The organism is Streptomyces sp. PTL18 (genome assembly GCF_059510295.1).
Window position 1 is genome coordinate 206,310 of record NZ_JCAJZO010000002.1, and the last position, 20,808, is coordinate 227,117.

Sequence of the window (20,808 nt, forward strand, 5' to 3'; positions counted from 1 at the left end):
CAGTGTTCGGCATGGAGCAGGAGCAGCGCACGTCAGTTCGCCTCGTCGTGGTGGACCCGGAACTCGACGCTCAATGCGAGTGGGTGGAGCAGCGCTTGCTGGGGCCCCTGGCCGGGGCCTCTCGTCGCGGCGGTGATCACGCCCTGTTCACCGACGGCCTCGCGGCCTTCCGGCGCGTCCGGGCCGCACTGGCCGAAGCGGTGGCGCGCGGACCGCGGGTGTGGACGCCGAACGGGCGTTGGGAGCACCAGGGCCTGCGCGTCGTCCGTCTGCCCACCGAGGAGACGGACCTGTTGTACGCACTGCTGCGTGAGCTGTCCGCGGCCCTCGTCGCGCCGCCACCGTCGTCGGGCGGCGTCGCCACGTTCCCCGGCGAGGTGTCTGCCGGCGGGGAGTCCGCGGCCGGCCTGGTCGGCGCGCTGGCGCGGGTGCTGTCGATGGTGGACCTCGTGCCCGACGCCGACACCGATGTCCTCTTCGCGGTGTTGCGGACGGCCGGGGAGGACGACGTGCGGCTCTCCCCCGTCCAGGAGGAGGCGTGGCAGCGGCTCGCCCACCGGGTCACCATGCTGCTGACGGAGTCCGCTCCCCTGCACCGCTTCCTGTACTGAAGCGAGAGGGCGGCACCCCCCGCACAGGGGTGCCGCCCTCTCCTGGTGCTCCGGAACCGCTGCCGCGTCGATGAGGGTCGGGGTGACCGGCAGCGGTCCCGGCGTTCGATGCCGGTCCGTCCGAAGACCTAGCGGTGGTCGCTGCCCTGTGACTGCGACGCCGCCCGGCCGGCCTCCAGACGGGCCACGGGGATGCGGAACGGGGAGCAGGAGACGTAGTCCAGGCCCACCTCGTGGAAGAAGTGCACCGACTCCGGGTCACCGCCGTGCTCGCCGCACACGCCGAGCTTGAGGTCGGGGCGGGTGGCGCGGCCCGCCTTCGCGGCGTCGCGGACCAGCTTGCCCACGCCGTCCTTGTCGATCGTCTCGAACGGGGAGACGCCGAAGATGCCCTTCTCCAGGTATGCCGTGAAGAAGCTCGCCTCCACGTCGTCCCGGCTGAAGCCCCAGACCGTCTGCGTGAGGTCGTTGGTGCCGAAGGAGAAGAACTCGGCGGCCTCGGCGATCTGACCGGCTGTCAGTGCGGCGCGCGGCAGCTCGATCATCGTGCCGATCGCCAGCTTCAGCTCGGTGCCCGTCGCCGACTCGACCTCCGCGATGACCTTGTCGGCCTCCTCGCGGACGATCTCCAGCTCCTGGACCGTGCCGACGAGCGGGATCATGATCTCGGCGCGCGGGTCGCCCTTGGCCGCCTTGCGCTCGGCCGCCGCCTCCGCGATCGCCCGGACCTGCATGGTGAACAGGCCGGGGATGACCAGGCCCAGACGCACGCCGCGCAGGCCCAGCATCGGGTTCTGCTCGTGCAGGCGGTGCACGGCCTGGAGCAGGCGCAGCTCGTTCTCGTGCGGCTCCTGGCGGGACTCCGCGAGGGCCACACGGACCGACAGCTCGGTGATGTCCGGGAGGAACTCGTGCAGCGGCGGGTCGAGCAGACGGACCGTGACGGGCAGGCCGTCCATGGCCTCGAAGAGCTCGACGAAGTCGCGCTTCTGGAGGGGCAGGAGCTGCTTGAGCGACTCCTCGCGCTCGGCCTCCGTGTCCGCGAGGATCAGGCGCTCCACCAGCTCCCGGCGGTCGCCGAGGAACATGTGCTCGGTGCGGCACAGGCCGATGCCCTGGGCGCCGAAGCGGCGTGCGCGCAGCGCGTCCTCGGCGTTGTCCGCGTTGGCGCGCACCCTCAGGCGGCGCTTGCGGTCCGCGAAGGCCATGATGCGGTGGACCGCTTCGACCAGCTCGTCGGCGTCGTCGGCGCCCGCGTGCATCCGGCCCTCGAAGTACTCGACGACCGGGGAGGGGACCACGGGTACCTCGCCCAGGTACACCTTGCCGCTGGAGCCGTCGATGGAGATCAGGTCGCCCTCCTCGACGAGCTGCCCGCCGGGCACCGTCATCCGGCGGCGCTTGGTGTCGACCTCCAGTTCCTCCGCGCCGCACACGCACGTCTTGCCCATGCCGCGGGCGACCACGGCCGCGTGCGAGGTCTTGCCGCCGCGGGAGGTGAGGATGCCCTCGGCCGCGATCATGCCGTCGAGGTCGTCGGGGTTGGTCTCGCGGCGGACCAGGATGACCTTCTCGCCGGAGCGGGACCACTTCACCGCGGTGTACGAGTCGAAGACCGCCTTGCCGACCGCCGCGCCCGGCGAGGCCGCGATGCCGCGGGAGACCTGCTGGACCTTCGCCTTCTCGTCGAACCGGGGGAACATCAGCTGGGCGAGCTGCGCGCCCGTGACCCGCTGCAGCGCCTCGGCCTCGTCGATCAGGCCCTGGTCCACCAGCTGGGTCGCGATGCGGAAGGCCGCGGCCGCGGTGCGCTTGCCGACGCGGGTCTGCAGCATCCAGAGCTTGCCGCGCTCGATGGTGAACTCGATGTCGCAGAGGTCCTTGTAGTGGTTCTCCAGCGTCTCCATGATCTGCAGGAGCTGGTCGTAGGACTTCTTGTCGATGTTCTCCAGCTCCGCGAGCGGGACCGTGTTGCGGATGCCCGCGACCACGTCCTCGCCCTGCGCGTTCTGCAGGTAGTCGCCGTAGACGCCCTGGTGGCCGGAGGCGGGGTCGCGGGTGAAGGCGACGCCCGTGCCGGAGTCGGGGCCGAGGTTGCCGAAGACCATCGAGCAGACGTTGACCGCGGTGCCGAGGTCGTGCGGGATGCGTTCCTGGCGGCGGTAGAGCTTGGCGCGGTCGCCGTTCCAGGAGTCGAAGACCGCCTTGATGGCGAGGTCCATCTGCTCGCGCGGGTCCTGCGGGAAGTCGCGCCCGGCCTCGGTCTTGACGATCTTCTTGAACTTGGTGACCAGCTTCTTCAGGTCGGCCGCGTCGAGCTGGGTGTCGTCGGCGACCTTCTTGGCCTCCTTGGCCGCCTCCAGCGCGTCCTCGAAGAGCTCGCCGTCGACGCCCAGGACCGTCTTGCCGAACATCTGGATGAGCCGACGGTAGGAGTCCCACGCGAAGCGCTCGTCGCCGGCCTGCTTCGCCAGGCCCTGCACGGACTTGTCGGAGAGCCCGATGTTCAGGACGGTGTCCATCATGCCGGGCATCGAGAACTTGGCCCCGGAGCGGACGGAGACGAGCAGGGGGTTGTCGGCCTGGCCGAGCTTCTTGCCCATCTTCTGCTCGAGGGCGTCGAGGTGCGCACTCACCTCGTCACGCAGCGCCGGGGGTTCCTCGCCACTGTCCAGGTAGACCTTGCAGGCTTCGGTGGTGATGGTGAAGCCCGGAGGTACCGGCAGGCCGAGGTTGGTCATCTCGGCGAGGTTCGCGCCCTTGCCGCCGAGGAGGTCCTTGAGGTCCTTGTTGCCTTCGGTGAAGTCGTAAACGAACTTCAGGCCCTCGGCGCCGTTCTCTGTTACGTGGCGATCTTTGTTTTCCGACACGGTCTCGACTCCTCGAGGACGCGGTGGCTGCCCTGACGGCGAGGAACATACCCAGATCAAAGGCGTCTGGGTACGTCCACTTGCGCGTCATGCGCCCGTAACCACTCGTCCGCCACCGGATCGAAAGTCAAGCCTTGGCAAGTGGCAACCGGGCGATGTTTTCACTTCTTGAAGACATCAACGCCCGTAGAGGGGGTTTGATGCTCACATGAGCAGCTCTCGGCACTTCTGATTTTCGATCGATGAACGATCGCGGCGTGACACTCAGTGCCACCCCTTGAGGAAGTGCAACCGCCCAAGATCCGCTCATCTGAGCGCAACCCCTATCAGGGGTGGCGAGAATCACGCTAACCGAGGTCGCCCGATTCCACCATGCGGACGCGGATCCGAAGGGACATACGACTGTCACGCACACGACAGGGGAGGACGCCCGAGTCGACCCGGGCTTCAGACACCCAGTGCCTTCAGCCGCTGCTCCACCCGCTCCGGTGCGTACAGGTGCTCGACGACCAACGCGCCGGCCCCCACGAGCCCCGCCCGCTCCCCGAGCCGCGAGACCACCACGTCCAGGTGCGCGGTGGAGCGGGGCAGCGCCCGCTGGTACAGCAGTTCCCGCACGCCCGTGAGGAACGGCGTCCCGGCCAGGTCGCCCGCGACCATCAGCACCCCCGGGTTCAGCAGGGTCACCACGGTCGCCAGCACCTCCCCGACCCTCCGCCCGGCCTCCCGCGCGAGCGCGACGGCCTCCGGGTGCCCCGCGGCCAGCAGGTCCCGCACGTCCGAGCCCGAGGCGGCCGCCACCCCTGCCCGCGACAGCCGGCGCGCCACGGCACCACCGCTCGCGACGGCGGCGAGGCAGCCGTAGGACCCGCACCGGCACAGCGCGTCGGCGCCCTCGGGGACGCGGATGTGCCCGATGTCGCCGGCACCCCCGTCGATGCCGCGGTAGATCCGGCCGTCCACGACCACGCCCGCGCCGATCCCGGTGGAGACCTTGACCAGCACGAACGCCCCGCAGTCCGGGTGCGCGGTGCGTTGTTCGCCGTACGCCATCAGGTTCGCGTCGTTGTCGACCAGGACGGGCACGTCGGCGGCATCGCCCACCTGTTCGGCGAAGGCGCGGCAGAGGCGCCCCGTTATGTCGTAGCCGTCCCAGCCCGGCATGATCGGCGGCTGCACGACCCGACCGGTGTCGCTGTCGACGGGCCCCGGCACGGCGAGGCCGATCCCGCAGACCTCGCGCGCCTGGTGACCCACCCTGTCGAGGAGTCCCGCGAGCCAGCGACCCAGTTCGCCGAGGACGGCGTCCGGGCCGTCCTCCAGGAGCAGGGTGCCCGTGTGCTCGGCCAGGATCTCCCCGGCCAGGGTGAGGACGGCGGCACGGGCGTGCCGGGTGTCGAGGTCGGCGGCGAGCACCACGGCATGCTCGTCGTCGAACTCCAGGGTGATCGAGGGGCGTCCGCCCAGCGGCGAGTCGACCGGTCCGCCCGCGCCCTCGCGCAGCCAGCCGGCCCGGAACAGCCGGTCCAGGCGCTGGCCGACCGTGGCCCGGGACAGGCCGGTGGCCTGCTGCAGGGCGCCCCGGGTCGTGGCGCGGCCGCTGCGCACCAGTTCGAGCAGATCTCCGGCACCGGCCGACGCACCCGGCTTTCCGGCTCTTCCACTCATGCGCACCCCCTTGCGTTCACCAACCTTGCATTACATATTGAGTTTTGCGTGTTAAATAGACGTAACTCTACGGTAGCCACTGCCGAACCGCTCGGACCGCACGTCTTTCGGGGAGACCTGAGTGGACCGCACGACCCAACTCGCCGCCCACCGTACGGAACTCACGCCTCCCGGGTATCCCCCGGGCTCGCCGGCCACGTCCGGCCCGTGGGGGACGACCGCTTCCGAGGCCCGTGTACACGATGCGGCCGCTCCCGGATCGCTGCACGTCAGGGCGGCGCGGGTACTCGACGCCAACTGGACGGGCACCTCCACGGTCCCCTCGCGCGGGCTCTACCCGCACCAGTGGTCGTGGGACTCGGCGTTCATCGCGATCGGGCTGCGCCACATCTCGCCGTTACGGGCGCAGACCGAGCTGGAGACGCTGCTGGACGCGCAGTGGGCGGACGGGCGGATTCCGCACATCGTCTTCAACCCCTCCGTGCCCTTGGACGCGTACTTCCCGAGCCCCGACTTCTGGCGCTCCTCCACGGCCGGGCGCGCCGCGGGCGCCCCTCGCACCGTACAGACTTCGGGCATCGTGCAGCCACCGGTGCACGCGCTCGCGGCCTGGCTGGTGCACCTGGCCGATCCGGGGCTGTCCCGGGCGCGCGGCTTCCTCGCCCGGGTGTACCCGCACCTGGCGGCCTGGCACCGCTATCTGCTGCACCGCCGCGACCTGGGCGGCGGCGGGCTGGCCTCGGTGGTGCATCCCTGGGAGCAGGGCATGGACAACAGCCCCGCCTGGGACGCGCCGCTCGCCCGGATCACACCGGCCCCGGCCCGCTCGTTCCGCCGCGCCGACCTGGCCCACGGCGCGCCGGAGGACCGGCCGACGGATCTGGACTACGGGCGGTACGTACGACTGGCGACGGAGTACCGCGACGGCGGATACGCGGACGGAACAGACAGGGCGGTGGCCCGCAGGGCCTCCGTCGCGGGCGGTGGTGGCGGGACGGGCGCGTTCGCGGTGGAGGACCCGGCGTTCAACGCGCTGCTGATCGCGTCGGAGCACGCGCTGGCCCGCATCGCACAGGAGCTCGGCGCACCGGGGACGGCACGGCACGCCCGCGCGGAGCGCCTGACGGGAGCCCTCGTCGACCGGTTGTGGGACCCCGCGGAGGGGATGTTCTTCTGCCGGGACGTGTACGCCTGTGACGGGGGCGTCCTCGTCCCCGAGCGCACCGTCTCCGGCCTCGTCCCCCTGCTGCTGCCCGCCCTCCCGCGCGACATCGCCACCACCCTCGTCCGCACCCTGCGCGGACCGCACTTCTCGCTCGGCGACGCCACCCGGCTCGTGCCGAGTTACGACCTGCTCGGCGAGGCCTTCGATCCGCACCGGTACTGGCGCGGGCCCGCCTGGTTCAACACCGGCTGGCTGCTGGAGCGCGGGCTGCGCGTGCACGGCGAGCAGGCGGACGCCGACGCGCTGCGCGAGGCACTGCTGGACACCGCGGGCACCTCCGACTTCGCGGAGTACGTCGACCCGTACACCGGCGAGGCGTGCGGAGCGGTCGGCTTCGGCTGGACCGCCGCCCTCACCCTCGACCTGCTCCACGACCACCCCGGACAGGGCGTGTCCCCGACGGGCACCGGCACGTTCGACACGAGTGACAAAGGAGGGGACCGGGGATGACGGACCGGCATCATCTGCTCGTGTGCGGCGGGACGTTCGCCGCCGTGAGCGACAGCGGGGACATCAGCGGGGTGCGGGGAGGCAACTCCCCGTCGGGGTTGTTCGTACGGGACGCGCGCCATCTCAGCCGCTGGCAGCTCACCCTGGACGGCGCGGTGCCGGAAACGCTGACGCCGGTCGCCGACGGGGACACGGCCCGCTGCGTGCTCGTGCCGCGCGGAGGCCGCCAGGAGCCGCCCGCGTACACGCTCTTCCGCGAACAGGCCGTCGTCGACGGCGCGTTCGTGGAGTCGCTGCGCCTCACCAGCAACCGCCCGGTGCCGACCACGGTCCGGGTCGCGGTCACCGCCGACGCCGACTTCACGGACCAGTTCGAGCTGCGCTCCGACCACCGTACGTATGCCAAGACGGGTGCCGTGCGCTCGCGTCAGGTCCTCGAGGACGGCGTGGAGTTCGGCTACCGGCGCGGCGAGTGGCGTTCCGGTACGAAGGTCACGGCCGAGCCCCCACCGGACGGTGTCGAGGAGACCGGCACGGGCGCCCGGCGCCTGGTGTGGACACTGGAACTTCAGCCGCACAGCTCGGCGGAACTGGCACTGCGGGTCGCCGCCCGGCCGCACGGGGCGGCGCAGGACCCGGTGGTCCCCGCGTCCCCGGCCGCCGCCAACCACCGGCTCCTCCGCCTGGAGGGCGAGTTCATGGAGGGCATCGCCTTCCCCACCGGCTGGCCGGAGCTGGCCACCGCCTGTGCGCGGGGACTGTCCGACCTGGCCGCGCTCCAGATCCCGGCGGCCGGTCCGGACGGCGAGGAGCTGCGCGTGCCGGCTGCCGGCGCGCCCTGGTTCCTCACGCTCCTCGCCCGTGACGCACTCCTGACCTCCCTCTTCGCGCTCCCCTACCGCCCCGAACTGGCGGCGGCCACCCTGCCCGCACTCGCCGCGACCCAGGCCACCGAGGTCGCCACGGGTCCGGTCGCCCAGCCGGGCAAGATCGTGCACGAGGTACGGGACGGGGAGCTGGCGCACTTCGGGCAGGTCCCGTACGGGCGCTACTACGGCTCGGTCGACGCCACGCCCCTGTTCCTGGTGCTGCTCGGGGCGTACGTCGAGCAGACCGGTGATGCGGCGACGGCCCGCCGTCTGGAACCGCACGCTCGCGCGGCGATCGGCTGGATGCTGGACCACGGCGGCCTCACCTCGCGCGGCTACCTGGTCTACCGCGCCGACCGGGGCGGCCTCGCCAACCAGAACTGGAAGGACTCCCCCGGCGCGATCTGCTCCGCCGACGGGAGCCGCCCCACCGGGCCGGTGATGGCGGCGGGCGCGCAGGGGTACGCGTACGACGCGCTGCGCCGCACCGCGCACCTGGCGCGCACCGTGTGGGAGGACGAGGTCTACGCCGCGTTGCTCGAACAGGCGGCCGGGGATCTGCGCGACCGCTTCCAGCGGGACTTCTGGATGGACGACCGGGCGTTCCCCGCGCTGGCGCTGGACGGCGAGGGCCGTCAGGTGGACGCGCTGGCCTCGGACGCGGGGCATCTGCTGTGGTCGGGCCTGCTGGACAAGGAGTACGGGGAACTGGTGGGCCGCCGCCTGCTCGAACCCGACTTCTTCTCCGGCTGGGGCGTCCGCACCCTGGCCGCGGACCAGTCGGCGTACCACCCGATGTCGTACCACCGCGGCTCGGTCTGGCCGCACGACAACGCCCTGATCACGCTGGGCCTCGCCCGCTACGGCCTGCACGACGAGGCCCGTACGGTCGCCCACGCCCTGGTCGACGCGGCGACGGCGACGGGCCACCGGCTGCCGGAGGTGCTGGCCGGATACGACCGCGACACCCACCCGGAGCCGGTGCCCTACCCGCACGCCTGCGTCCGCGAGTCCCGCTCGGCGGCGGCGCCACTCGCCCTGCTCACGGCGGTGGGTGGGGCCTAGCCCCGCACAGACACCCGGGACCGCGCGGAGCCAATGGGCGGGCGGCGCGCGGCCCCGGGGCGGTACCTCCTCCGACCGTTCGCCTCCGCGGTCCAGCTTGTCCCCGGAGTCGGTTGACCTGGGATTTGCCGGGTGTTTGCCGGGCGCTGGGGCACCGTGGTGAACGCATGTACCCGGCCGCCCGTACGGGATGACGGCGGGCCAGGCCTCCCCAGCGTGGCCCGCCCTCCACCACGGGCTTCGCACGGAAGGACCCTCGGGTTGCCTCTCAACACGCGCGCACCACACACGACGAGCAAGGCTGGGGCAGCCGCGGACGGGGGCCTGCCTGCGGAGGAGGGCGAGCCGCCGGTGCCGGAGGAGACAGCGGCCGCTCCCGACGAGCCCACCGACCGCACGGCGGAGCCGGACGCCGCGCAGTCCCCCACGGCCGAGGCGGACCACGACACGCCACCCGACGCCGAGACGGACCACGACACGCCACCCGACGCCGAGACGGACCACGACACGCCACCCGACGCCGAGACGGACCACGACACGCCACCCGACGCCGAGACGGACCACGACTTGGCACCCGAGGCCGAGGCGGACGCCGCGACCCGTGAGCCCGGGCACGTCACGGCGGCACGCGCCCGCGAGACCGACACGGAGTCGGCGGCCGGGCCCGTCGCCCTCACCCCAACCGCCACCGAGAGCGAACCCGCCGCGTCCCCTGGCACCGAGGCCGAAGACGGGTTGGAGGACGGGGCCGAAGACAGGGCCCACGAGGAAGCCGAAGACGGGGCCGAGAAGGGCGCTGAAAGCGAGGCGGCGGAAAGCGGAGCCGCCATGGCCGACGGCCCTCGCCTCCGCTTCCGCCCCCGCTTCCGCTTGCGCACCTGGCAGGCCGACCACCCGCTCGCCGCCCGCGTCCTCGGTGTCACCGTCACCGTTCTGGCCGGTGTCCTCGTCGTCGCCTCGCTCGTCATGCCCAACAGGCCCGCGAGCTTCAGGCCGGAGATGTTCACGCGGATCCCGGTGGAGGCACTGATCGGAGCCGTCGTGCTGACCGCTCTGCCCCGGCGGCCACGGCTGGTCGCCGCCTGGCTCGGCGGTGTCGCGCTCGGCGTGCAGACCGTGCTCAACGTGCTCGACGCCGGCTTCTACCAGTATCTGGGCCGCGACTTCAACGCGATCCTCGACTGGCCCCTCTTCGGCGATGCCTACTCCTACCTCCAGGACACCCTGGGCGGGGCGGGCGCCCTCGGGACCCTCGTCGCGGCCATCACGATCGTCCTCGTCGTCCTCACCGTCTCGGCACTCTCCGTCGTCCGGCTGAGCAGCGTCATGGCCCGGCACCGCTTCACCACCACCCGCACCGTTCTCGTCCTCAGCATGGTGTGGATGACCTGCACGGTCCTGAGCCTCCAGTTCGGCGGCGTGCCGCTGGCGGCCGAGCGCACCGTCACGATGCTCAAGGTCCGCTCCGACCTCATTCGTCAGACCATCAGGGACGAGCGGGTCTTCGCGAAGACCGAGCGGGTCGACGCCTTCGGCGCCACCCCGGGCTCCCAGCTCGTGCCCGACCTGCGCGGCAAGGACATGATCTTCACGTTCATCGAGAGCTACGGCCGCAGCGCCCTCGAGGACCCGGTCGAGGGGCCCGGCGTCGACGCCACGCTCGACGGGCAGACCAAGGCCCTCGCCAAGGCCGGCTTCCACGCCAGGAGCGGCTGGCTGACCTCGGCGACGTACGGCGGCAGCAGCTGGCTCGGCCACTCGACGACCATGTCGGGCCTGTGGATCAACAACCAGAACCGCTACCGGACGGTGACCCGGGGCGGCGCGGGCGACCACCTCACCCTGACGAAAGCCTTCAAGAAGACCGGTGACTTCGACACCGTCGGCATCATGCCGGGCGTTCAGAAGGGCTGGCCGGAAGCGAAGTGGTACGGCCTGGACAAGGTCTACAACGCCTTCCAGCTGGGCTACAAGGGCCCCAAGTTCAGCTGGTCGACCATGCCGGACCAGTACACCCTCGAGCAGTACCAGAAGCTGGTGCACAGCAAGCAGCCGGCCGACGGCAAGTCGCGGATGTCGTTCGTGATCCTGACCTCCAGCCACACGCCCTGGGCACCGATCCCCAAGATGGTCCCCTGGGACCGGCTGGGCGACGGATCGATCTTCGACTCCATCGAGAAGGCGGGCCACGAGCCCTCCTACACCTACACCAGCGACCTGCACTCCAAGCAGGAGTACGGCAAGTCCGTGCAGTACACGGTGACCGCCCTGTCCGAGTGGCTGCAGCGCTACGGCAAGGACGACACCGTGCTCGTCTTCCTCGGCGACCACCAGGCGAACGCCCATGTCAGCGGCAACAACGCCAGCCACGACGTGCCGATCTCGATCGTCGCCAAGGACCCCAAGGTACTGGACAGGATCGGCAGTTGGGGCTGGACGGACGGCCTGCGCCCGGCGCACGACGCCCCGGTGTGGAAGATGAGCGCCTTCCGCGACAAGTTCCTCACGGCCTACGGCTCGACCCCCCACGCCAGGAAGTGAGCACCGGCGCGGGCGGGCTCAGCCTCCGGAGGTGTCCAGCTCCGCGTCCTCGCTGATCCCGGCACAGTCGTAGGGGTCCTTCAGCCAGCCGTCCGGCAGCACCACCCGGTTGTTGCCGGACGTACGGCCGCGGGGTCCGTCGGCGCCGGCCGGCCAGGGCTGGTCGAGGTCCAGCTCGTCGAGGCCGGCGCGCAGCTCCTGGAGGGAGGAGGTGATCGCGAGCCGCTTGCGCATCTCGGAGCCGACCGCGAAGCCCTTCAGGTACCAGGCCACGTGCTTGCGGAAGTCGACGACGCCCTTCGACTCGTCCCCGATCCACTCGCCGAGCAGGGTGGCGTGGCGGACCATGACGTCGGCGGCCTCGCGGAGGGTCGGTCGCCGGAAGTCGTCGGTACGCCCCTCGAACGCCGCCACCAGGTCCGCGAACAGCCACGGACGCCCGAGGCAGCCGCGGCCCACGACCACCCCGTCGCAACCCGTCTCGCGCATCATCCGCAGCGCGTCCTCGGCCGACCAGATGTCGCCGTTTCCCAGCACCGGGATCTCCGGCACGTGCTCCCTCAACCGCGCGATGGCATCCCAGTCCGCCGTGCCGCCGTAGTGCTGGGCGGCCGTGCGCCCGTGCAGCGCGATGGCGGTGACGCCCTCCTCGACGGCGATCCGCCCGGCGTCGAGGTAGGTGATGTGGTCGTCGTCGATGCCCTTGCGCATCTTCATGGTGACCGGGAGGTCGCCGGCCCCGCTGACCGCCTCGCGCAGGATCGCCCGCAGCAGGTTCCGCTTGTAGGGCAGCGCGGAGCCGCCGCCCTTGCGGGTCACCTTCGGCACCGGGCAGCCGAAGTTCAGGTCGATGTGGTCGGCGAGGTCCTCCTCCGCGATCATGCGGACGGCCTTGCCGACGGTCGCCGGGTCCACGCCGTAGAGCTGGATCGACCGCGGCTTCTCGCTCGCGTCGAACTTGATCAGCTGCAGGGTCTTGTCGTTCCGCTCGACCAGCGCCCGCGTCGTGATCATCTCACTCACGAACAGGCCCTTGCCGCCGCTGAACTCTCGGCACAGCGTCCGGAACGGCGCGTTCGTGATACCGGCCATGGGCGCGAGCACGACGGGCGGCCGGACGGTGTGCGGGCCGATCTGCAGGGGGGACTCGGTCATGGGCATTGGCCCATTGTCGCGTATCGGCCATGACCATGGAGCAGTCATTAGTTAGACACACTATCGATGTCGGCGTATCATGGGGCCATGCCCGAGCTCAGCCACCGCCGGCGTCTGCTGGTGCTCGCGATCTGCTGCATGAGCCTGCTGATCGTGAGTCTCGACAACACCGTCCTCAATGTGGCGCTGCCCTCCATGCAGCGGGAGTTGCACGCGAGCGTGTCCGGCCTGCAGTGGACGATCGACGCCTACACGCTGGTCCTCGCCTCGCTGCTGATGCTCGCCGGCTCCACGGCCGACCGGATCGGCCGCAAGCGGGTCTTCATGGCGGGCCTGACCGTCTTCAGCTTCGGCTCCCTGCTGTGCTCGATCGCGCCGAACCTCGAACTTCTGGTCGTGTTCCGCATGGTGCAGGCGGTGGGCGGTTCGATGCTCAACCCGGTCGCGATGTCGATCATCACCAACACCTTCACCGACGCTCGTGAACGCGCCCGCGCGATCGGCGCGTGGGGTGCCGTGGTCGGCATATCCATGGCCGCGGGCCCGCTCGTCGGCGGGCTGCTGGTGGAGTCGGTCGGCTGGCGGTCGATCTTCTGGGTCAACCTGCCGGTCGGACTGGCCGCGCTCCTGCTCACCCTGCGCTTCGTCCCCGAGTCCCGGGCGCCCAGGGCGCGCCGCCCCGACCCGATCGGCCAGCTGCTGGTGATCGCCCTGTTCGGCTGCCTGACGTACACGATCATCGAGGCCCCGGACGCCGGTGCCGCGACGATCGTCCCCTTCGCCGCGGTGGCGTTCGTGGCGCTGCTCGGTCTGCTCCGGTACGAGCCGCGCCGCACCGAACCGCTCATCGACCTGCGCTTCTTCCACTCGGTGCCGTTCAGTGGCGCCACGGTGATCGCCATCAGCGCGTTCGCGTCCCTCGGCGGCTTCCTGTTCCTGTCCACGCTGTACCTGCAGAACGTACGCGGCCTGGACGCACTGCACGCGGGCCTGTGGATGCTGGCGCTGGCGGCCCCGACGATGCTGTGCGCCCCGCTGTCCGGCCGCCTGGTCGGCAACCGGGGGCCGCGTCTGCCGCTGCTGGTGGCGGGCTGCGCGATGACCGCGAGCGCGGTGCTGTTCGCGGCCTTCGAGGCGGAGACGTCGAACACCATGCTGCTCGTCGGCTACATCCTGTTCGGCATCGGCTTCGGCTTCGTCAACGCCCCGATCACCAACACCGCCGTCTCCGGCATGCCCCGCGCCCAGGCCGGCGTCGCCGCGGCGGTCGCCTCCACCAGCCGCCAGCTCGGCCAGACCCTCGGCGTGGCCGTGGTCGGCGCAGTGCTGGCCTCCGGCGTCACGGCGTCGGCCTACCGGGAGACGTTCGTCTCGGCGGCCCGCCCCGGCTGGTGGATCCTCGTCGCCTGCGGTGCGGCCGTGCTGATCCTCGGAGCGCTCACCACCGGCCGGTGGGCCAGGAGGACGGCCGAACGCACGGCCGACCGGCTCCGGTCCCCCGAGGTTCGTGAGGCCTCGGGCATCTCCGCCTAGCGCTCTGCTTGATCACTCGCTGACGTTCAAGGTCGCGCAGTCCGCTTCTCCCGGTTCGGGCAGTACCGCCGGGAGCTACTCCAGGGCCGCAGTCGTGTCCGAGCCCTCCGCGATTTCAGCCTTGGTGGTGAAGCCGGTGCCCGCGCGGTGCGGGCACTCGTCGAGGAGTTGGAGGTAGCGCTCGTAGGGGTCGTCGGGGCCCCAGAGCTGGTAGGCGGTCCGGTTGGCAGCCAGGGCCACGTTCAGTTGCAGGGCCGCGGCGACCTCGTCGGCCTCGCGGGTGAGCGCCCAGTCGCGCAGGTCCTCCAGGAACTGCTCCGCGAGGTCCCGTGTGGACTGGGCCAGGGTGGGCGAGTCGGCCTTGAGACGGCGCTGGAGCGGCATGAGGGATCCGTGCCCGGACAGCGCCGACACGCGGGGCGAATCAGCCGAAGAAGCCCTTCCCGCCGGAGAGAAGGAACGCCGGCTCGAAGCCCTGGGCACCCCAACGGATCAGGCCGTCGCGCCTCCCACCTCACGCGGCACTCCGCTCCAACGCGATCGCCTGCAGCTTCTCCAGCCGCTCCCGTGACTCCCGATCCGCCGGCGCGTACGTCACCATCCGGGGCCCGTTGTTCGGCCCGAGCCACAGGTCGGTGTGGTCCAGGGTCAGCAGGCCCACATGGGCGTTGCGGAACTGCTTGCGCTTGCTGCGGGCGCCGACCACCTCGTGCAGTTCCCAGGCCTCGCGGAACTCGGCGGACTCGGTCATCAGCCGGTTGAGCAGCATCTTCCAGGCGGGCTCACCGAGGTGATCGGCCATGTTGGCGCGGAACTTGGCGGCCATCAGCCGCATGGTCGCCTCGTGCTCGACGATCGCCGCGCGCCAGTCCGGGTGCGTGTAGCACAGCACCATGCAGTTGCGGTCCGCCGGCGGGACGGCGTCGAGGTCGCACATCAGCAGGCCGTAGGTGCGGTTGTGGGCGAGGATGTCGTACCGGCTGTTGGAGATGCACGCCGGGAGCGGCTCGAGCTGTTCCAGCAGGATGCGCTGGGCGTCGGTGACCGACGGGCAGTGCGCCCCGGGCGCGGGGTCGACGGCCCCGGCCAGGTTGAACAGGTGGGCGCGTTCGCTGGCGTCGAGCAGCAGGGTGCGGGCGAGGGCGTCGAGGACCTGGACGGAGACCTGGATGGCCCGGGCCTGCTCCAGCCAGGTGTACCAGGTGACACCGACCGCGGCGAGCTGCGCGACCTCCTCGCGGCGCAGCCCCGGGGTGCGGCGGCGCCGGCCGCGGGGCAGTCCGACCTGCTCGGGGGTGATGTGCTCGCGGCGGTGCCGCAGGAAGGCGGCCAGTTCGTGCCGCCGGATCTCGGAGGCGCGCCGATCGGGCGCCTCGGTCTCCCGGGCCGCCGCCGTCTCCTGCACCATGGTCGTCATGTCCCCCAGCCTGCCGCCCCGCCGAGCCTGTTTCCAGGTAGTGCCGGTACCAGGATAAGGACACTCTGGTACCACTCTGAGAGTCGGCGGAGGCTCGATGGCGTGACCGAGACTCTCACTTCCCGTACCGTCCGCCCGCCGGTGGCGACCCCCCGGCTGGGCGGGCTCGGACTGTTCACGGTGCTGCTGGGCGCGGCGCTGCCTCTCATCGACTTCTTCATCGTCAACGTCGCCCTTCCGACGATCGGCAGGGACCTGCACGCGGGCGAGGCCGTCCTCGAACTGGTCGTCGCCGGGTACGGGGTGTCGTACGCCGTGCTGCTCGTGCTCGGTGGCCGGCTGGGCGACCTGTTCGGCCGGCGTGAGTTCTTCCTCTACGGCATGGCCGCCTTCGGTGCGACCTCGCTGGCGTGCGGGCTCGCCCCGACCGCCGGGACGCTGGTGGCGGCCCGCGTGGCACAGGGCGCGGCGGCCGCGGCGATGCTGCCGCAGGTGCTCGCCACCATCCAGGCGGCGACCAGCGGGCAGCGCCGCGCCAAGGCGATGGGCCTGTACGGCGCGACGGCCGGGCTTTCCATGGTGGCCGGGCAGATCCTCGGCGGTGTGCTGGTGGCGGCGGACGTCTGGGGCACCGGCTGGCGTTCGGTGTTCCTCGTCAACGTGCCGGTCGTGGTGGTCGGCCTGTTCCTCGGCGCGCGGGCGGTCCCGGAGACCCGCTCGCAGCACCCGGAGCCGGTGGACGGGCCCGGCACGGTGCTGCTCGCCGTGTCGCTGCTGACCCTGCTGGCGCCGCTGACCGAGGGCCGGGCCGCGGGCTGGCCGCTGTGGACCTGGCTGGCGCTGTCCGCGTTCCCGTTCGCGGCGTGGGCGTTCTACGCGGTGGAGCGCCGCGCGGACCGCACGGGCCGTACGCCGCTGGTGCCGCCGAGCCTGCTCGCGCTCACGTCGCTGCGGCGGGGGCTGGCGATGATCGTGCCGTTCTCGATGGGCTTCAGCGGGTTCATGTTCGTGATCGCGGTGTCGCTGCAGCAGGGCGCGGGGCTCGGGCCGGTCGCCGCGGGTCTCGCGCTGACGCCGATGGCGGTTGCGTTCTTCGTGGTCTCGTTGTGGGGGCCGCGGCTGGTCGCCCGCTTCGGCGCCCGGGTGGTGACCGTCGGCGGGCTGATCCAGGCGGTCGGCATCGGGCTGCTGGTCGTGACCGCCTGGCGCTCCTGGCCGCACCTGGGCGTGTGGCAGCTGCTGCCCGGCGCGGCGGTGGCGGGCGCGGGCCAGGCGCTCCAGCTGCCGATCACGCTGCGGATCATCCTGTCCGAAGTGCCGACGGCGCGGGCGGGCGTCGGCAGCGGCGTCATGGTGACGACTCAGCAGTCGGCGTTGGCACTGGGCGTGGCGACGCTCGGCACGCTGTTCCTGACGCTGGTACCGGGCATGGGCATGCGGGACGCGCTGGTGACGACGCTGCTGGTCCAACTGGCCGGCATCGCCCTGACGGCTGCCCTGAGCCTGCGCCTGCCGCGCACGATCAGCTGACGCGGCCTCCCGGCGGACGTGGCCCCGCAGCCCCTGAGACTGGGGCCCCGCATCCCGGGCAGGTGCCGGCGCCGTACGGAACAGTGGTCGCACGGCAGCCACCTGGACTGGAAACCGGTCGTCGACTCGCATGACGCACCGCCCTCGCGGACTTCTGGGCGGCGGCCCCGGGTACCGGCTGGAGGACAACAGCGCACTGGCCAACCACCCGCTGACAGCGGGTCAGCTCCCACAGCCGGCGGCCGCGGAGCACGACGGCACGCGGATCTTCCGGGGCTTCGCCGCCATCCGGCACCCGGACGACCGGTACGACAGGGAGCCGGGCATCGGCCGGGGCCGCCGCCTCCTCTCCCAGGACGTCCCCGACGCAAGTCGCAGCGAAGACGCAACCACAGCGAGGCGCCCCCGGCTGTGTCCCTTGCTCGTACAGTCGGGGCGCTGTACCCCTCCCGGACGGGGGCTGTGAGACCGCGGTCGGCGGTTCGAGCGCCGTACTCGATGGGGGCCCGCGCTAGCTTGCGTACCGTAGATGGACGATTGCCGGCGTTCGTTTCTGTTTGTCGTTCTCATCGCGCGGAAGGGGCCGGCTTCTCCGCCCCAGGGGACCGTGGTGAGGCTGCCGAGCAGTGCGGCGCAAGCTGGATACATGTCCCAGGACGGAGATGGGCAGGCATGCGTCTGACGCACATGGCACATGGGCTGCGGGCCTCGCTGCGCAATAACGGGCAGGCGTACGGGTTCTCCGTGGTGATCACCGTTGCCCTCGGACTGCTGAACGCCGAGGCCAAGGTCTCCGGATCAGCGCATCTTGTCTATTTCGCGCTGGGCGCGGCCGTCGCTTTCAGCGTGTTGGAGGCCGTCACTTCCATGGGATTCCGACGCCCGCTGGAGCAGGAGCCCGGTACGGTCACAGCGCTGGGCATTTCGTTGAGCCTGATGTCCGTGGGCTCCTCCGCTGCTCTGGCCTGGGGCATCGCTCACTTCCTCGGTGGTGTGGCCGCCTGGCCGGTGACAGCGTTCGCGGTGTCCGTCGTCTACCCGCTGCTGGCCGGCATGGAGCTCGCCTTCGCCCAACGAGCGCAGGAATCGTCCTCGCACGGTGCGGAGATCAGACGGCAGACCGCCCAAGAAGAGGACGAACACCGTGGCTAGTGTGCGGTGACCGCGCAGGTTCGACGGGTTGTTCAGGCCACGGTGGCGAGGGGGCGTCCGCCCCGGCGGATGCCCTTCCCTGGTGGGGCGGGCCGACAGCAGCACCGTGCTCGGCACCGCCGGCTGACCCGACCGGGGCCGGTCCCCCGGCCCCCGCGCGTGAAAAACGCCGGGCGAGCCGGAATCCTCCAGCTCGCCCGGCGGTCCGTGCGGAGCGCCTAGCAGCCCAGGAGCCGCCCGGCCAGGTACCCCTCGATCTGGTCGAGGGACACCCGCTCCTGCTTCATGGAGTCACGCTCACGCACCGTCACCGCGTTGTCGTCCAGCGTGTCGAAGTCCACCGTCACGCAGTACGGCGTGCCGATCTCGTCCTGGCGGCGGTAACGGCGGCCGATCGCGCCCGCGTCGTCGAACTCGATGTTCCAGTGCTTGCGCAGCGCCTGCGCGAGCCCCTTGGCCTTCGGCGACAGCTCCGGGTTCCGGGACAGCGGCAGCACCGCGACCTTCACCGGAGCCAGGCGGTGGTCGAGGCGAAGCACCGTGCGCTTCTCCATCTTGCCCTTGGCGTTCGGCGCCTCGTCCTCGACGTACGCGTCGAGCAGGAAGGCCAGCATGGTGCGCCCGACGCCCGCCGCCGGCTCGATGACATACGGCGTCCAGCGCTCGCCGGCCTCCTGGTCGAAGTAGGAGAGGTCCTGGCCGGAGGCCTTGGAGTGGGCACCGAGGTCGTAGTCGGTGCGGTTCGCGACGCCCTCCAGCTCGCCCCACTCCGAGCCGCCGAACTGGAAGCGGTACTCGATGTCGGCGGTGCGCTTGGAGTAGTGGGAGAGCTTCTCCTTCGGGTGCTCGTACCAGCGCATGTTCTCCTCGCGCAGGCCGAGACCCGTGTACCAGTTCCAGCGCTCCTGCATCCAGTACTCTTGCCACTTCTCGTCCTCGCCCGGCTTGACGAAGAACTCCATCTCCATCTGCTCGAACTCACGGGTGCGGAAGATGAAGTTGCCCGGCGTGATCTCGTTGCGGAACGACTTGCCCATCTGCGCGATGCCGAACGGCGGCTTGCGGCGCGAGGTCTGCTGGACCTGGAGGAAGTTGGTGAAGATGCCCTGCGCGGTCTCCGGGCGCAGGTAGGCGATCGAGCCGCTGTCCTGCGTCGGGCCGAGGTGGGTGGAGAGCAGACCCGAGAACTGCTTCGGCTCGGTGAACTGGCCCTTGTTGCCGCAGTTGGGGCAGTTGATGTCCGCGAGGCCGTTCTCCGGGAGGCGGCCGTGCTTGGCCTCGTACGCCTCCTCCAGATGGTCGGCACGGAAGCGCTTGTGACAGGAGGTGCACTCGGTGAGCGGGTCGGTGAAGGTGGCGACGTGACCGGAGGCCACCCAGACCTCGGTCGCCAGGATCACCGACGAGTCGATACCCACGACGTCCTCGCGCGACGTCACCATGTAGCGCCACCACTGGCGCTTGATGTTCTCCTTGAGCTCGACACCCAGCGGTCCGTAGTCCCAGGCGGCACGCTGACCGCCGTAGATCTCGCTGCAGGGGAATACGAAGCCACGGCGCTTGCTCAGGCTGACGATGGTGTCGATCTTGTCGGCGGCCACGGTGCTCTCTTCATTACGACGACGGGCGACGAAGCGAGACGCTTCAAAGCGAATGCTTCAGGGTACCGGCGGTGGCTCCCCCTCAATCAAATCGGTGCCGTTCCCAGGCTTGGACAGGAGTTTGTTGACAACGGTTTCCATTGTTGATGAAAATGACTGTCATGAACGCACGACGACGCCTCATACCCGGGACCGCGGTCGCGGCGGCCACCGCCCTCGGCCTCGGAGCCCTCTCCGCCTGCTCCTCGGCCGGCGCCGCGGGGGGAGGCAGCGGCAAGTTCGACGTGGTGGCGTCGTTCTACCCGCTGGCCTTCCTCGCCGAGCAGATCGGCGGGTCGTACGTCCACGTGACCAGTCTGACCCAGCCCGGCCAGGAGCCGCACGACCTGGAGATCAGCGCCCAGCAGACCGCCCGGCTCCAGGAGGCCGACGCGGCCCTCTACCTCAAGGGCCTGCAGCCCTCCGTCGACGACGCGGTGGCCCAGTCGGGGATCAGGACGAAGGTCGACGCCGCCGCCCTGACCTCCCTGGAGGAGCACGGCAACGAGGTCGGCGGGCACGCGGCCGCCCACGACACCCACCAGAGCGAGGAGCCCGCCGGAAAGGACCCCCACATCTGGCTCGACCCGGTGCGCTACGCCCAGGTCGCCCAGGGCGTCGGCGCGGCCTTCGAGAAGGCGGACGCCCAGCACGCGGACACCTACCGGAAGAACACCGACGCGCTGGTGAAGAAGCTCGACGAGCTGAACGCCCAGTACGCGGACGGCCTGAAGAACACGAAGACCAAGGTCTTCATCACCACGCACGCCGCCTTCGGCTACCTCGCCGAGCGCTACGGCCTCATCGAGGAGGCCATCAACGGCCTGGACCCGGAGTCCGAACCCAGCGCCGCCCGCGTTCGCGACCTGGAGAAGACGGCCGAGGCCGACGGCGTCTCCACGGTCTTCTACGAGACGCTCGTCAGCGACAAGACCGCGAAGACCATCGCCGAGGACGCCAACCTGAAGACGGACGTCCTCGACCCGATCGAGGGCATCACGCCGAAGTCCCGCGGCAGGGACTACTTCCAGGTCATGCAGTCCAACCTCAAGGCCCTGCAGACGGCATTGGGCACCAAGTGA

Annotated in this window: 15 protein-coding genes; 9 read left to right on the forward strand and 6 right to left on the reverse strand. The window is 71.0% G+C overall.

Translation table 11 applies throughout. The features are described 5' to 3' along the window. Positions 1-11 precede the first annotated feature (11 nt). Positions 12-611 carry a hypothetical protein gene (locus AC5WS8_RS05345; protein ID WP_496102108.1) on the forward strand — a complete coding sequence of 200 codons (600 nt, stop codon included), beginning with the start codon at positions 12-14 and terminating at the stop codon, positions 609-611. A gap of 128 nt (positions 612-739) precedes the next feature. On the opposite strand, the gene ppdK is transcribed toward AC5WS8_RS05345, so the two are convergent. Both ppdK and AC5WS8_RS05355 read right to left on the reverse strand, forming a co-directional pair. Next, the gene (gene ppdK / locus AC5WS8_RS05350) at positions 740-3,481 is read right to left on the reverse strand and encodes a pyruvate, phosphate dikinase (RefSeq protein WP_496102109.1); all 2,742 of its coding nucleotides are present in this window, start codon (positions 3,479-3,481) and stop codon (positions 740-742) included. Positions 3,482-3,928: 447 nt separating this feature from the next. Next, the gene (locus tag AC5WS8_RS05355) at positions 3,929-5,149 is read right to left on the reverse strand and encodes an ROK family protein (RefSeq protein ID WP_496102110.1); all 1,221 of its coding nucleotides are present in this window, start codon (positions 5,147-5,149) and stop codon (positions 3,929-3,931) included. Positions 5,150-5,270: 121 nt separating this feature from the next. On the opposite strand from AC5WS8_RS05355, the gene AC5WS8_RS05360 reads away from it, so the two are divergent. The 3 genes from AC5WS8_RS05360 (at position 5,271) to AC5WS8_RS05370 (ending at position 11,299) form a co-directional block, all read left to right on the forward strand. Further along, positions 5,271-6,824, forward strand: coding sequence for an MGH1-like glycoside hydrolase domain-containing protein (locus AC5WS8_RS05360; protein ID WP_496102111.1), 1,554 nt, complete (start codon positions 5,271-5,273; stop codon positions 6,822-6,824). After that, a complete protein-coding gene (locus tag AC5WS8_RS05365) occupies positions 6,821-8,758 on the forward strand; it encodes an amylo-alpha-1,6-glucosidase (RefSeq protein WP_496102112.1) in 1,938 nt (645 codons plus the stop codon). The genes AC5WS8_RS05360 and AC5WS8_RS05365 overlap by 4 nt, the downstream gene beginning before the upstream one ends. Positions 8,759-9,109: 351 nt before the next feature. Next, positions 9,110-11,299, forward strand: a complete 2,190-nt coding sequence (locus tag AC5WS8_RS05370; RefSeq protein ID WP_496102113.1) for a sulfatase-like hydrolase/transferase — start codon at positions 9,110-9,112, stop codon at positions 11,297-11,299. Between the two features lie 18 nt (positions 11,300-11,317). Here the strand turns inward: AC5WS8_RS05370 and dusB are convergent, their stop codons facing one another. Further along, entirely contained in the window at positions 11,318-12,460 is a 1,143-nt protein-coding gene (gene dusB / locus AC5WS8_RS05375) for a tRNA dihydrouridine synthase DusB (protein WP_496102114.1), read from the reverse strand. Positions 12,461-12,541: 81 nt separating this feature from the next. On the opposite strand from dusB, the gene AC5WS8_RS05380 reads away from it, so the two are divergent. Continuing rightward, positions 12,542-13,987 (forward strand): MFS transporter, encoded by a 1,446-nt coding sequence (locus AC5WS8_RS05380; RefSeq protein WP_496102115.1) that lies wholly within the window; start codon positions 12,542-12,544, stop codon positions 13,985-13,987. 75 nt (positions 13,988-14,062) lie between these two features. On the opposite strand, the gene AC5WS8_RS05385 is transcribed toward AC5WS8_RS05380, so the two are convergent. Both AC5WS8_RS05385 and AC5WS8_RS05390 read right to left on the reverse strand, forming a co-directional pair. After that, positions 14,063-14,371, reverse strand: coding sequence for a hypothetical protein (locus AC5WS8_RS05385; protein WP_496102116.1), 309 nt, complete (start codon positions 14,369-14,371; stop codon positions 14,063-14,065). A gap of 130 nt (positions 14,372-14,501) precedes the next feature. Further along, positions 14,502-15,404, reverse strand: coding sequence for a helix-turn-helix transcriptional regulator (locus AC5WS8_RS05390; RefSeq protein WP_496102117.1), 903 nt, complete (start codon positions 15,402-15,404; stop codon positions 14,502-14,504). A 102-nt stretch (positions 15,405-15,506) separates the two neighbouring features. Here AC5WS8_RS05390 and AC5WS8_RS05395 point away from each other — a divergent pair, with 102 nt between their 5' ends. The 3 genes from AC5WS8_RS05395 to AC5WS8_RS05405 all read left to right on the forward strand — a co-directional run bounded on the left by AC5WS8_RS05395 (position 15,507) and on the right by AC5WS8_RS05405 (position 18,086). Further along, the gene (locus AC5WS8_RS05395; protein WP_496102118.1) at positions 15,507-16,934 is read left to right on the forward strand and encodes an MFS transporter; all 1,428 of its coding nucleotides are present in this window, start codon (positions 15,507-15,509) and stop codon (positions 16,932-16,934) included. Positions 16,935-17,064: 130 nt separating this feature from the next. Then, positions 17,065-17,400 carry a hypothetical protein gene (locus AC5WS8_RS05400; protein WP_496102119.1) on the forward strand — a complete coding sequence of 112 codons (336 nt, stop codon included), beginning with the start codon at positions 17,065-17,067 and terminating at the stop codon, positions 17,398-17,400. 206 nt (positions 17,401-17,606) lie between these two features. Further along, a complete protein-coding gene (locus tag AC5WS8_RS05405) occupies positions 17,607-18,086 on the forward strand; it encodes a hypothetical protein (RefSeq protein WP_496102120.1) in 480 nt (159 codons plus the stop codon). Between the two features lie 218 nt (positions 18,087-18,304). Here AC5WS8_RS05405 and AC5WS8_RS05410 read toward each other — a convergent pair whose 3' ends face one another. Beyond that, a complete protein-coding gene (locus tag AC5WS8_RS05410) occupies positions 18,305-19,687 on the reverse strand; it encodes a glycine--tRNA ligase (protein ID WP_496102121.1) in 1,383 nt (460 codons plus the stop codon). A gap of 161 nt (positions 19,688-19,848) precedes the next feature. Between AC5WS8_RS05410 and AC5WS8_RS05415 the strand changes: the two genes are divergently transcribed. Beyond that, a complete protein-coding gene (locus AC5WS8_RS05415; RefSeq protein WP_496102122.1) occupies positions 19,849-20,808 on the forward strand; it encodes a metal ABC transporter substrate-binding protein in 960 nt (319 codons plus the stop codon).

Coding starts and splice junctions, on each gene's coding strand:
- AC5WS8_RS05345 (WP_496102108.1), top strand. CDS start 12: ATGGAGCAGGAGCAGCGCACGTCAGTTCGCCTCGTCGTGGTGGACCCG.
- AC5WS8_RS05355 (WP_496102110.1), bottom strand. CDS start 5,149: ATGAGTGGAAGAGCCGGAAAGCCGGGTGCGTCGGCCGGTGCCGGAGAT.
- AC5WS8_RS05365 (WP_496102112.1), top strand. CDS start 6,821: ATGACGGACCGGCATCATCTGCTCGTGTGCGGCGGGACGTTCGCCGCC.
- dusB (WP_496102114.1), bottom strand. CDS start 12,460: ATGCCCATGACCGAGTCCCCCCTGCAGATCGGCCCGCACACCGTCCGG.
- AC5WS8_RS05380 (WP_496102115.1), top strand. CDS start 12,542: ATGCCCGAGCTCAGCCACCGCCGGCGTCTGCTGGTGCTCGCGATCTGC.
- AC5WS8_RS05385 (WP_496102116.1), bottom strand. CDS start 14,371: ATGCCGCTCCAGCGCCGTCTCAAGGCCGACTCGCCCACCCTGGCCCAG.
- AC5WS8_RS05390 (WP_496102117.1), bottom strand. CDS start 15,404: ATGACGACCATGGTGCAGGAGACGGCGGCGGCCCGGGAGACCGAGGCG.
- AC5WS8_RS05400 (WP_496102119.1), top strand. CDS start 17,065: ATGACGCACCGCCCTCGCGGACTTCTGGGCGGCGGCCCCGGGTACCGG.
- AC5WS8_RS05405 (WP_496102120.1), top strand. CDS start 17,607: ATGCGTCTGACGCACATGGCACATGGGCTGCGGGCCTCGCTGCGCAAT.
- AC5WS8_RS05415 (WP_496102122.1), top strand. CDS start 19,849: ATGAACGCACGACGACGCCTCATACCCGGGACCGCGGTCGCGGCGGCC.